At 33.3% G+C, this 12,676-nt stretch carries 11 protein-coding genes and 1 tRNA gene; 11 read left to right on the top strand and 1 reads right to left on the bottom strand.

Translation table 11 applies throughout. The features are described 5' to 3' along the window. Positions 1–55: 55 nt before the first annotated feature. Positions 56–499: a hypothetical protein gene (locus tag PMOB_RS04505; RefSeq protein WP_155811052.1), complete on the bottom strand. Its 444-nt coding sequence runs from the start codon at positions 497–499 to the stop codon at positions 56–58. Positions 500–943: 444 nt separating this feature from the next. Between PMOB_RS04505 and PMOB_RS04515 the strand changes: the two genes are divergently transcribed. The 11 genes from PMOB_RS04515 (at position 944) to PMOB_RS04565 (ending at position 12,674) form a co-directional block, all read left to right on the top strand. Further along, a tRNA-Thr gene (locus PMOB_RS04515) sits at positions 944–1,018 on the top strand. Between the two features lie 86 nt (positions 1,019–1,104). After that, positions 1,105–2,040: a tRNA lysidine(34) synthetase TilS gene (tilS, locus tag PMOB_RS04520; RefSeq protein ID WP_012208698.1), complete on the top strand. Its 936-nt coding sequence runs from the start codon at positions 1,105–1,107 to the stop codon at positions 2,038–2,040. Positions 2,041–2,076: 36 nt separating this feature from the next. Next, positions 2,077–4,014, top strand: a complete 1,938-nt coding sequence (gene ftsH / locus PMOB_RS04525) for an ATP-dependent zinc metalloprotease FtsH (protein WP_012208699.1) — start codon at positions 2,077–2,079, stop codon at positions 4,012–4,014. Continuing rightward, positions 3,965–4,420 (top strand): thioesterase family protein, encoded by a 456-nt coding sequence (locus tag PMOB_RS04530; RefSeq protein WP_049755269.1) that lies wholly within the window; start codon positions 3,965–3,967, stop codon positions 4,418–4,420. Before ftsH ends, PMOB_RS04530 begins: the two co-directional genes overlap by 50 nt. A gap of 58 nt (positions 4,421–4,478) precedes the next feature. Next, positions 4,479–5,207, top strand: a complete 729-nt coding sequence (locus PMOB_RS04535; RefSeq protein ID WP_012208701.1) for a response regulator transcription factor — start codon at positions 4,479–4,481, stop codon at positions 5,205–5,207. A gap of 72 nt (positions 5,208–5,279) precedes the next feature. After that, complete coding sequence (locus PMOB_RS04540; protein ID WP_012208702.1) at positions 5,280–6,560, top strand: sensor histidine kinase; 1,281 nt, start codon at positions 5,280–5,282, stop codon at positions 6,558–6,560. A 2-nt stretch (positions 6,561–6,562) separates the two neighbouring features. Then, entirely contained in the window at positions 6,563–7,888 is a 1,326-nt protein-coding gene (locus tag PMOB_RS04545) for a thymidine phosphorylase (protein WP_012208703.1), read from the top strand. Between the two features lie 22 nt (positions 7,889–7,910). Beyond that, a complete protein-coding gene (locus tag PMOB_RS04550; RefSeq protein WP_012208704.1) occupies positions 7,911–9,596 on the top strand; it encodes a phosphodiester glycosidase family protein in 1,686 nt (561 codons plus the stop codon). A gap of 32 nt (positions 9,597–9,628) precedes the next feature. Then, the gene (fusA, locus tag PMOB_RS04555) at positions 9,629–11,701 is read left to right on the top strand and encodes an elongation factor G (protein ID WP_012208705.1); all 2,073 of its coding nucleotides are present in this window, start codon (positions 9,629–9,631) and stop codon (positions 11,699–11,701) included. 153 nt (positions 11,702–11,854) lie between these two features. Next, on the top strand, positions 11,855–12,382 hold the full coding sequence (locus PMOB_RS04560; protein WP_041534059.1) for a cob(I)yrinic acid a,c-diamide adenosyltransferase: 528 nt from the start codon (positions 11,855–11,857) through the stop codon (positions 12,380–12,382). Positions 12,383–12,392: 10 nt separating this feature from the next. Beyond that, on the top strand, positions 12,393–12,674 hold the full coding sequence (locus PMOB_RS04565) for a DUF503 domain-containing protein (RefSeq protein ID WP_012208707.1): 282 nt from the start codon (positions 12,393–12,395) through the stop codon (positions 12,672–12,674). Positions 12,675–12,676 lie beyond the last annotated feature (2 nt).

Below are 12,676 nucleotides of genomic sequence, written 5' to 3' on the forward strand. Positions count from 1 at the left end.
AAATACTAAAGAACTCATACATAAAAAGCTGTGAGCGGGGCAAGTTCCATTTATGCTAACCTAAAGGATATGGGAAGGATCCAAGCGAAGCAATATGTGCTATTATCAGCAGTACCAGTACAATAACAAACATATACCATTTTGCATGAAAGATCCTAAGGGTCTTTTTAAACTTTAGACTTGCCTTTGTAAACCTCATGGTAAAACCTGCAAACACCATCCACGCCATCACAGCTATAAGTACCCCGTGAAATACCGAAGCATACTGCAGCATTAAAACACCATGTACTAAAGCTGCAATAAATGCGGCGGCATTTCCTAAATAATGCACATAGTGCCATCTATTTCTCATTTTGTCTAGCCATTTCCAGTGCTTTTTTGGTGAAACCAATTGATTAATAAGATGAAAAAATACATAAAGATTAGCGATGAAAAAAAGTGCCGCTGCAATCGTTCCCATGGTTAAACCCAATGATATATTTGCTGGAATCTCTTGCATATATCTACTACCCCCTATTTTCAAATTTATTTTTGAAGCTCATATTCATTATTTATTCAATACTTTGGCAAATATTCAAAAAAAGCGCTTCCTTCCAACCTCATGGAGGAAGTGCTTTCATTGATAATTTGATTATACCATATCTTTTGGAAGATGTGTTATCTTATCACACAACTCCTGTATAATGAGTTTTAGCGCTCCTTTGCCCCGCAGCCCACCCAAAAAAGGAAATGGGACCTCTGCGCACAGTTGACATTTTTGAAATTATATAGTAAAATAAGCAATGGAGGGCCTAAAGAATCTCGTGCACGTAATGGTGCTTGGCACTTTAATAGTGCGAAATTCCGCATTAAGTCGGATATTATATTTTTTTGATAACCAGGCCCTCCATTTTTGACCCCAAAATTGGGGTTTTTTGTATGTATTCTCATAACGAAATCAATTGCCGGTGTAGCTCAACGGTAGAGCGGCTCATTCGTAATGAGTAGGTTGGGGGTTCAAATCCCTTCACCGGCTCCACCATATTTTTAGTAGTCAAAGCGTCTTGAGACGCTGTTTTGTTTTTCTAGGCACTGTCAGAGTGTTAACTGAAAGGAGAAGAGGAAGTGATACTCCAAGATTTTGAGAAAAAAATATTTAAATTTATAAGAGACTATAAAATTTTTAACAAATATGATAAAATTCTATTAGGAGTTTCCGGTGGAAAAGATTCAATGTCTTTGCTTCATGTGATGTCAAAATTATCGAAAACTATGGGATTTGAAATATCTGTAGCCCATTTAAATCATTGTATGAGAGAAGAAGCTGATAATGACGAAGCTTTTGTGAGACAAGCTTGTTGGAAACTAAAGATACCCTTTTTTTCGAAAAAAGTGGATGTTTTTACATACTCAAAAAAAAACAAGGTAGGCGTTGAAGTAGCGGGAAGAAAATTAAGATATGAATTTTTTTATGAAACATTAAGAAGATTAAGTTATAATAAAATAGCAACCGCCCATCATATGGATGATTTATTTGAAACAATGATTTACAGAATTTTGAGAGGGACCGGAATATATGGATTAGGCGGTCTAATTCCTATAGAAGAAGAAATAACAAAACCAATGTTATGTGTTGACTTGGAAGAAATCAAAAATTATGTTACAATTAATAATATAGAGTATGTGGAAGATAAGTACAATTATTCTTTAGATTATGCTAGAAATAAAATAAGATATGAAATCACTCCTTTATTTAAGAAGATCAACCCAAGGTACAAGGAAAGTTTCTTCCGACTTGCAAAAATCATTTGGAGTTACAGGGAAGAAGTTAAAAGGAAATTTGAAGAAAGAAGTGAGATCAGTAAAGACTCATTAAAATTAAGATTAGAAAATGACTTTTTCGATGGCGAAATAATAAGAATTGCCTTTTTGAAGTTTGGTAAATATCCTCCAAATATGGAGGAAACAGAGAAAATCATAAAAATGCGCAAGGGTGGAGTAAGAAAGATAAATGGGTTAAGTATAACAAAAAAAAGTGATTCTCTGCTAGTTAAAATTTAATAAACTTATAGAATTGAGAAAAGAGGAGGTCTAGTCTTGCAAAATAAAAGAAACCAATCTAGAGTTCTTTGGCTATTATTAATATATATAACAATAGGTATTTTTATATATGTTGGAGTTAACAGCCTTATCGGTACTCCAGATGTTTCGAAAATAGAATATAGTGAGTTAGTTCAAATGTTGGAAGATAAAAAGATTGTCTCTCTAGAAATAGAAGATTCTGGCTATGCCAGAGCAAGAGATAATAGAGGACTTTATTATGAAACATATGCCCCAACTCTTTTATCAGACCAACAATATGTTTATGGACTTGCAAATCAAGGAATAGAGATTAAATATGTCAGAAGCTTAGAAAACAGTTGGTGGATCTCTATTTTAACGTTTCTTTTGCCTGTTTTCTTACTTATTTTTCTTTTCACCTTTTTGTTTCGATCAAGCGGGGGTGGAGCAAATCAAGGTATGAATTTTATAAAAAGTCCTGCTAAAAAATATGACCCCAAAAAAACCCGCACCACTTTTAATGACGTTGCAGGGGTTAAGGAAGCGAAAGAAGAATTAACAGACGTAGTAAAATTTTTGAAAGATCCAAAGGTTTTTAATAGGCTAGGCGCTAGAATGCCAAAGGGTGTGCTTTTAGTAGGGGAACCAGGCACAGGTAAAACTTTACTTGCTAGAGCAGTGGCTGGAGAGGCAGGCGTACCATTTTTTTATATTAGTGGTTCTGATTTTGTGGAACTTTTTGTTGGGGTAGGAGCCGCAAGAGTTCGAGATCTTTTCAATCAAGCTAAGGCAAACGCACCTGCTATCATTTTTATTGATGAAATAGATGCAGTTGGTAGGCAAAGAGGATCGGGTCTTGGAGGAGGTCATGATGAAAGGGAGCAAACCCTTAACTCCATATTAGTAGAAATGGATGGATTCGATCCAAGTATTGGAATAATAGTTATGGCAGCTACAAATAGGCCTGATGTTCTAGACAAAGCTTTGCTAAGACCTGGAAGATTTGATAAAAAAGTGGTAATTGATAGACCTGATGCCGAAGGAAGGAAGGATATATTAAAGATTCACTTTAGAGGCAAGAAAATAGCCCCCGATGTTGATTTAGAGGTGTTAGCCAGAGCTACTCCTGGATTTGTTGGAGCAGATTTAGAAAATTTAGTCAACGAAGCGGCGCTTTTGGCAGCAAGAAACGGGGAAAAGTTCATAACAATGAAGGATTGCGAAGAAGCTATCGAAAGGGTTATAGTTGGTCCCGAGAGGAAAACGAGAGTGCTTTCCGAACAAGAAAAAGAAGTCGTTGCATATCATGAACTAGGTCATGCTATTTTAGGAACTATCTTACCAAATGCTGACCCTGTACACAAAGTAACAATTATTCCTAGAGGTTACGCGGCCTTAGGGTACACCTTACAGTTACCTTCTGAAGACAGGTATCTGATGAATAAATCTGAAATACTCGATGATATTGCGGTAATGTTAGCTGGTAGAGCCGCAGAAGAAATAATATTCGATGAAATTACCAGCGGAGCCGAAAATGATTTAAAGCGAGCTACAGAAATGGCAAGAAGGATGGTAGAAAGTTTTGGTATGAGCGAAAAAATAGGTCCTGTAGCTTGGGCTAGCGAAAGTGAAGAAACGTTTTTAGCACGTGAACTATTTAGAGAAAAAAACTATTCGGATGAAACTGCAAAAGAACTGGATTCTGAGGTAAAGCAAATAATAAATAAAAGCTATGAAAAGGCTAAATCAGTGTTGTTAGAGAACAAGGAGAAGCTACAATTCATTGCTCAATATCTTTTAAAAAAGGAAACTATCTCAGGACAGGAACTAAGAGACTTATTACAGAAAGATACAGATGACCTAAAGGAATATGTTGAAAATCTTGGAGTATCCTCAACTCAAGAAGAAGCAAAGGTGGTAAACTATGAGTACCTTTCTAGAGAAAATAATCTCATTGAAAGGAAAGGAATTTAATTACTCCTTTAAAGTAAAAGATGAAAGTTATTTATGGTCAGAAGATAACGAAGTTATAAGTTTTCATGCTTTAAGCACCTCTTCTCTTTTAGAAGAAATACATAAATGTACGTATAATATTTTAAAAGATCTTTTGGAAAAAGATCAAGTTTCTGTAGTTTCACATAGTTGCATAGACCATCTGTCCTCTACACCTTATTCTTTTAAGGTATTCATAAAGTTAAAAATAACAGATGTTTCCTACAACAAAGTGCATTTTCAGGGAGAAGCCTTTGATGAAATTAACAAAATCGCAACTTTTGAATTAACTCGAAATATTGTTTCTAAAAAGATCCTGAGAAAAAACTTAAATCAAAAAATGGAGAGTATAAATTTGTCAGGACAAATTTCTGAGCGTTACACATGAAGATGAGTCTTAGTTAAATAAGTTAACCAAAAAAATATCCCAAAGGGGGGAAAGAAAAGTGGCAAAAAAAAGTATTATGATAGTAGAAGACGATCCGGCGATCTCTGAAATGTTATCTTTGAACTTGACCAAAGAAGGTTACGAAGTAATAACGGCTGTGTCTGCTGATGAGGCTTTAAAGAAATTAGAGGAAAAAGATACCGACTTTTTCATAGTGGATATTATGTTACCAGGTTCAATGGATGGATTTGATTTAATTAGAATCTTGAAATCCAGCGAAGATTATCGCAATACGCCCGTACTCATATTGAGTGCCAAAGATGATGCTGCTGATAAAGTAGCTGGGTTAGAACTTGGTAGCGATGATTATGTCACTAAACCTTTTAATGTAAGAGAACTAATTGCAAGAATTAAAAGCATATTTAGGAGACAAGCTGCATCAGCTCAAATGAAAGAAGAAGGACCCAAAAAAATTACAGCTAAAGATTTAATTATCGACACTGAAAGATTAGAAGTTTGGGTAGGGGGAAATCCAGTCAGCCTTACCCCGTTGGAGTTCGATTTGTTAGTTTTTCTTGCTAAAAATGAAGGAAAAGTCTTTAGTCGAGATGTATTGTTGGATAAATTGTGGGGTTATGACTACTACGGAGATACAAGAACAGTAGACGTTCATATCAGAAGGTTGAGAACAAAGATCGAAGAAGATCCTTCTAATCCAAAATACATAATTACAGTAAGAGGGAAAGGATACAAATTCAGAGATCCTGGAAAGGAAAGAAACTACTAAATATTCAATGGCAGAGGGTAATACCTCTGCCTTTTTTCCAATTGGATTTTATTAATAAACTAGGTGAAAATATTGGTCAATATATATATTATCGTTATTTTATTGCTTATTATCACAAATATTTTATTTATATATGCTTATTCAAAAAAGAGAAAAGAAGAAAAGGCTCATCAACGGTTTAAAAATGAGATTGCAAAAAGCATAAATATAAATATAAAAAATCCTGTTGATGATTTTCTTTTGCATCAACTAACTTTGTATATTAAAAATTTAGAAGAAAAATACAAATCCGAAAAATACAAAAGAAGGAACATATTTTCGATTCTAGATACCCTTTCCGAAGGAATAATATTGGTTTCTTATAATCAAAATGAAATTATCAGGGTGGATTTCGCTAATTCTTTTGCCAAAAATATTTTCACAACAGAAAATTTTGTCGGTAGGTCATTAACAGAGGTAGTTGACAATCACAATCTCATTGAATTGACTTTAAAAAGTTTTAAAACTAATAAAGATTTGGAAGAAGAAACTTCATTCTATTATCCAGAAAAAAAATACTTCAGATGTCAAGTTAAATCAATAAATGTTGAAAATTATAGAGTTATTATTTTGTTAGATATCACGAAAGAAAAAAATTTAGAAGATCTAAGAAGGGAATTCTTAACCATCATGTCGCATGAAATGCGGACACCTTTATCTGTTATAAGTGGATACTTAGAAACGATATTGCACGAACCTAATTTAGACCTAGAAATTTATCAACCACTAAAAAAAATAGAAGAAGAAATATCGAGATTAACCAGAATGTTTAACGATCTTTTAGATATAGAGAGATTGGAAAAAAATATAGGCGAAGAAAAAAGATTTGTATATTTCAATTTTTCTAATACGGTAAAGAGAGCCTTTGATTTCTTTAAAATTGTTGCTGATAAGATGTCCATTGAGTTTGAAGAACAAATAGAAGATGATCTATACGTTTTCGGTAATGAAGATAGACTCCTTCAGGTAGTGTATAATATTTTAGACAATTCTTTTAAATTCACAGCTTTAAAGGAAAAAGGCGAAAAGAAAGTATGGTTAAGATTGTACGAAAATGACAATACTATAATTTTGGAAATTGAAGATACAGGAATAGGCATACCTTCAAAAGAATTAAAAAGGATTTTCGATCTATTTTACAGAGTAGACAAATCGAGAAGCAGGCAAGTACCAGGCTTGGGGATTGGTTTGTACATAGTCAAAACTGTTTTGGATAACCACAATGCAAGAATATATTTAGACAGTGAAGAAAACAACGGTACATTGTTTCAAGTCATCCTTCCTATCAAAACAAATAATGAAACGGAGGTTTAAAGTTGAGAGCATACGATATTATAAAAAATAAAAGAGATGCTAAAGAAAATACAAGAGAAGAAATAGAATTTATGATCAATGGCTATTTAGAAAACCGTATTCCAGACTATCAAGTTTCTTCCTGGTTAATGGCTATTTTCTTCAACCATTTAACAGAGGAAGAAAGTTATAATCTAACGGATGTAATGCTTAAAAGTGGAGATATTATAGACTTATCAAGGATCACAGGTAAAAAAATCGACAAACACTCTACTGGAGGCGTTGGTGACAAAACTACAATAGCCATAGCACCTATGGTTGCTTCATTAGGGGTTAAAATAGCCAAATTATCGGGCAGATCTTTAGGGCACACTGGAGGAACTATAGACAAGCTTGAATCTATTCCTGGTTTTAAAACCTCTCTAACCACTGAAGAATTCTTTGAAATAGCGAACAACGTAGGGATTGTTGTGGCTGGACAGACTGGAAATATTGCCCCAGCAGATAAAAAATTGTATTCCTTAAGGGATTCTACCGCAACTGTTGAGGAATTATCCTTAATAGCTTCAAGTATAATGAGTAAAAAACTCGCCATAAATAGTGACGGAATCCTTTTGGACATCAAAGTGGGTTCAGGGGCGTTCATGAAAAACATTGAAGATGCCAAAGAGTTAGGTAGAATCATGCTAAAAATCGCAAAAAGATACGATAAAAATACTGTTGCTTTAATTACCAATATGGATCAACCTTTGGGAGATAACGTTGGAAACGCTTTGGAGGTAATGGAAGCAATAGATACAGTCAAAGGAAAAGGCCCAAAAGATTTTTCTGAGTTATGTTTAGAAATCTCTTCTTATATGGCTTCCTTATCTGGTATAATAACCTATGAAGAAGCGAAGAAAAAATTAATAGAAAACATAGAACGCGGTATAGTAAAAGAAAAAATGAAAGAATGGATAAAAGCTCAGGGCGGAAAAGAAGAAGTAGTTGATGATCCCAGTAAGTATCTTAATATATCCTCAAAAACTTTAGAATTCAAGGCAAAAGAACAAGGGTATATAACCTTTATTGATACCGAAAAAATAGGTTTAGCATCAATGGTATTAGGAGCCGGCAGACAAAAAAAAGAAGATATTATCGATAAAAGTGTTGGTTTAACAATTAACAAAAAACTTGGTGATAAAGTTGAAGAAGGGGAGACAATAGCTAAGTTGTTTGTCAGTGACAACAGCGACGTTGATGCCTCTCTAAACCTTTTAAATGCTGCTTACAACATTAGTAAAGAAAAGCCTAAAAACATAAATAAAAATGTAATTCTTGATGTCTTATTTTCCAATGAGAAAAGTTGATTGGATGGAGGATCATTCATTGATGAAAAAGCTTATCTTTCTCTTCTTGCTAATAATTCTAGCAATAAATTTATTTTCTGAAGAAGCTATTTTTATATCTCAAAAAAATCCTCCTGTGAATATGGAAGCTATCAAAAATCAAGATTATTTTTATATTAATGTTGATTATCTTTCCAAATATGATAGCATGGTAATGAATCGCACTTCCAGAATAATGTATATAATATACAATAAAAATGTTTTAGAAATTAGTTTGAACGATTATTACTCTAAAATTAACTTTATAAACAAATACAATAATTCCGTACTTATTATCGATGAAAATGTATACATAAGGGAAGATGTCTTATCTACATTCTTACAATTGAATAATTTTAAAGATATTGACAATATTTTCTTCTACTCAGAAATTCCTAAAATAACTACCTGTAATGTTAGTACAAGTGAAATCAAAATTGAATTTAATTCATATCTCTCAGAAGATTCGATAACTTTGACTAGAATAACAAAAGATGGAGATTACTTATTAAGCATAAAACCTGTTGCACCTATGGAAAGTATTCCAAATAATCTCGACTATTCATACTCAAACAATACCGCTTACTTAAAGTTCAAAAGTGATTTCAACTATGAAGTTAATTTAAATGGGAAAAATTTATCTATTATCATCGATAAAAAAGCTATTTCAAACATTACTGATACAGATAAATCCACATCTGAAAATGAAGGGCTTCAATACATTGAAAAAACCGAAGAATTAAACGGACAAAGGTTAAAAATTTACCAATTAATCGTCGATCCAAAAATATATCAAATAAAAGTCGATTTGAATAATTTAGGAACACGCTCCGATGTATATTCTTTTTTAAAAGAGAAAAATCCGATCTTTTCTGTTAACGCTTCTTTTTTCGATCCTCAAACTTTGGAACCAGTGGGAAATATCATATCCGACGGCGCATTATTACATTTGAGCTCTTATTCTCGGCCTGCATTAATTATAGGAACAAATTTTCTAGACATCGACTATATTAAATTAGAATACCAATTAAATATTGATAATCTGCTTTTTTGGATAAAATCCATTAATTCTACCTGGAAAGGAGACGTTAAATTATATACTCATCATTATAAGGGAAACATAACGGAAACAGAAGAGAATTATGTTTTTTTCTTAATTGATGAAAATAACCGAATTATATCAAAAAATAAAACAACTCCTTCTGAAGGTGAAAAATTAATACTTGTAGATAAAAAATACGAAAAATATCTAGAAAATATATCTTTGGGAACAAAAGTCGATTTCACACTTAATAAAAGCGAAAATTTGACAAACGATCCTACTTTACTTTTAGAGGGTGGGCCCATATTGATACATTCCAAATATACGCAAGAACAACTAGATGCAGAAAAGAAAAGTTACTCCAATGGAATAATTTATGGTAAAGCCCCTAGAACTGTAGTAGCTATAGATAAAGAACAAAATATCAATTTAATGGTAATTGAAGGACTTGATAATCCGGAAACAGGTCTTACATACGACGAAACAAGAAACCTGCTATTTAAAATTGGTGAGTTTGAAGTTGCGATGATGCTAGATGGTGGTAGTTCTTCTATAGTTTATTACGAGGGTGAAATACAAAATTTCAAAAACGAAAAAACTCGTAATTATATTCCCGTGCTTCTAAGTGTTTATAAAAAAATCCCGTAGTTAAGAAATAGATTTAGAATGGAGGGGTAATAGTGAGTGAATATAACGCTGAAAAAAAGAGGATCATAGGATTCTTTGGACATCATGGATGTGGCAAAACTACCCTTATGGACGATGTCCTTGTAAATCTTGGATTAACTGATAGAATAGGTCAAAGACATTTAGACAAGGATCCTGTTGAAAAAGAAAAAGGAGCAACCTTTTCTAACCACATTTTCTCGTTCGATTTAGATGATTCAAGAATGTACTTTTTTGATACACCGGGATCTTTAGACTTTATAGGAGATATACAAATAGCTTTAAACGCTGTGGACAACGTAGTTATTGTAATAAACGCTTCTGCTGGTGTAGAAGTGACAACAGAAAGAATTTGGAATATGGCGAGAGAATTAAACAAGCCTATCGTATTTTATGTAAACCAAATGGATAAAGAAGAAGTTAACTTCGGAAACTTAATGCAAGAACTCAAAGAAAGTTTTGAGGAAGAAATAAGAATAGTTCCTTTCCAGGTTCCCATAGGTGAAGGCTCAGATTTTAAAGGAGTTATAAATCTTTTATCAAATGACGTATTTATATATGAAGAAGGGACAGGCAAATCCTCCAAACAGAGTGAAATCCCTGATAATGCTAAAGATTATTTGGAAAGATTTCATTCTGAAATAATAGAAGATATTGTTGAAACCAACGAAGAACTAATGGAAAAATATTTTGAATCCGGCGAAGAAGGATTAAGTCAAGAAGAATTGATTTCCTCACTTCATAAAGCGTATGATGAAGATAAAATAATTCCTGTATTCATTGGATCTGCTTTAAAAAACATTGGTTTTGATCAATTGATAAAGGCTTTAATGAGTTTCGGAATGACCCCCCTTGAAAGAAAGTTTCACACTGAAGAAGGCACTGAGATTTTTTCCCAAGAAGATGGTCAGTTTTTAGGTATCATCGTTAAAAATGAAGTAGACCCGTTCGTTGGAAAACTCACCTATCTAAGGGTTATTAGCGGTTCTTTAAAAGCCGGTTCTAGTATCTATATTGTTGAAGAATCCACAAGAGAAAAGATTTCCCATATCAACATACCTAGATTTGATAAGAACGAAGAAGTCGAAGTCGCTGGTGTTGGCGATATCTTAGTTATACCTAAGCTAAAATCGAGTAAAATAAATCAAACCGTATCCAGTGAAGAAACGTCAAATAGGCTGAAATTACCAGAATTTCCAGAACCGATGATATCTAAGTCTATCGCCCCTAATTCTAAAAATGAAATAGACAAAATTACTGAATCGTTGGCAAAAATTGCAGAGTCAGACCCAACATTTAAATGGGAATTCGATGCGGAAACTGGAGAAACGGTCATAAGTGGAATGGGAACCATTCACTTAGAAATAATGATAGAGAAATTGAAGAAGAATTTCGGCATTGATTTTGAGGTAGGAAAACCAAAAATTGCTTACAAAGAAACCATAAGAAGCAAAACACAGGCGGAGTACAAACACAAGAAACAAACTGGAGGTCATGGTCAATACGGTCACGTTAAAATAGAAATTGAACCGCTAGAAAGAGGAAAAGGCTATGAATTTGTTGATAAAATCGTTGGAGGAGTCATCCCAAAAAATTTCATACCATCCGTAGACAAAGGTATCAGAGAAGCTATCAAAAAAGGTGTTTTGGCTGGTTTTCCTGTTGTTGATATTAGGGTCACTCTTTTTGATGGCTCTTACCATGAAGTTGACTCTTCAGATATTTCATTTCAAATAGCTGCAAGGCACGCATTTAAAATAGCTATGGAAAGCGACACCCCGGTTATTTTAGAACCAATTATGCATGTTGAAATATTCTTACCCACTGAAAACACAGGAGATGTTATCGGTGAAGTTACAGCTAAAAGGGGAAGGCCTTTAGGAATGGAATCAGCCGGGAAAGGATACGATAAGATAGTGGCTGAAATTCCATTGGCTGAAATGCTGGATTTTTCACCTCGTCTCAGTTCTATCTCCTCAGGAAAGGGTTATTTTACCATGAAATTTTCCCATTATTCAGAAGTCAGCCCTGATATACAAAACAAAATAATAGAAGAAAGAAGAAGGGAAGAAGAATTACAAAAATAAAATGGGGCTATGCCCCATTTTTATATATCTTTTGCAGCTTTGTGCAAAATGGTTTTTTAAGTTTGCCGCATTGTGCAAACTGTGGCACTTCAAAACTAAGATTTTCATTTTAAAAGGGTCACAGGACAAATAAATAAAAAGGAGAGATGTATGGTGTCTATTACAACAAAAACAGGTGATAAGGGTGAAACTTCTCTTTGGAGTGGAGAAAGAGTATCAAAAGACGACCTAAGGGTTGAAGCCTACGGTACCGTAGATGAATTAAACTCATTCCTTTCCGAAGCAAGCCACTATTTAAAATCTCATGAAGTAAAAAAAATAATTAACGAAGTACAGAATAATTTATTTAAAGTAGCAGGAGAATTAGCTTCCAAAAGTCAAACATATAAATATCCCATTCAAGAAGAAGATGCCCTTAAAATTACGAATTATGTTTATGAATTTGAAAACAGGTTAGATTTAAAGGGATTTGTAATACCCGGAAGAACTTTGCAATCTGCAAAGTTAGATATTTGTAGAACTATAGCTCGAAGAGCAGAAAGACGAATTATCGCTTTAGACAAAAAAGAACCTGTATCAGAGCCATTAAAAAAATATGCAAATAGATTATCTGATCTGTTATTTGTATTAGCTCGTTTTGAAGAGTACATAGAAGATAAAATTGAATTCAAAAAATGGTGAGGGAATTAAAATGTTCTGCATCAAATTAGAATTGAAAATTAGGTTGTTTGGAATTGGTTCTTTGAAAGACAAAAGATCGGTAGTGAAAACACTTATAAACTCACTTAGAAAAAAGTACAATGTGTGTGCTCTAGAAGGGAATTATAACGACTCGAAAAATTACTTGGGAATATTCGTATCGTCGTTAAGTCAAAGCAGAGATTATTTACTAAACCTTATTGAACAGATTGAGGATGACATCGAACTTAATTATGGTTTAGAAGTTGAAAGGGAAGATTACACAATTTTTTAATT

Source organism: Petrotoga mobilis SJ95 (assembly GCF_000018605.1).
In the GTDB taxonomy this organism is placed as follows: Bacteria; Thermotogota; Thermotogae; order Petrotogales; family Petrotogaceae; genus Petrotoga; species Petrotoga mobilis.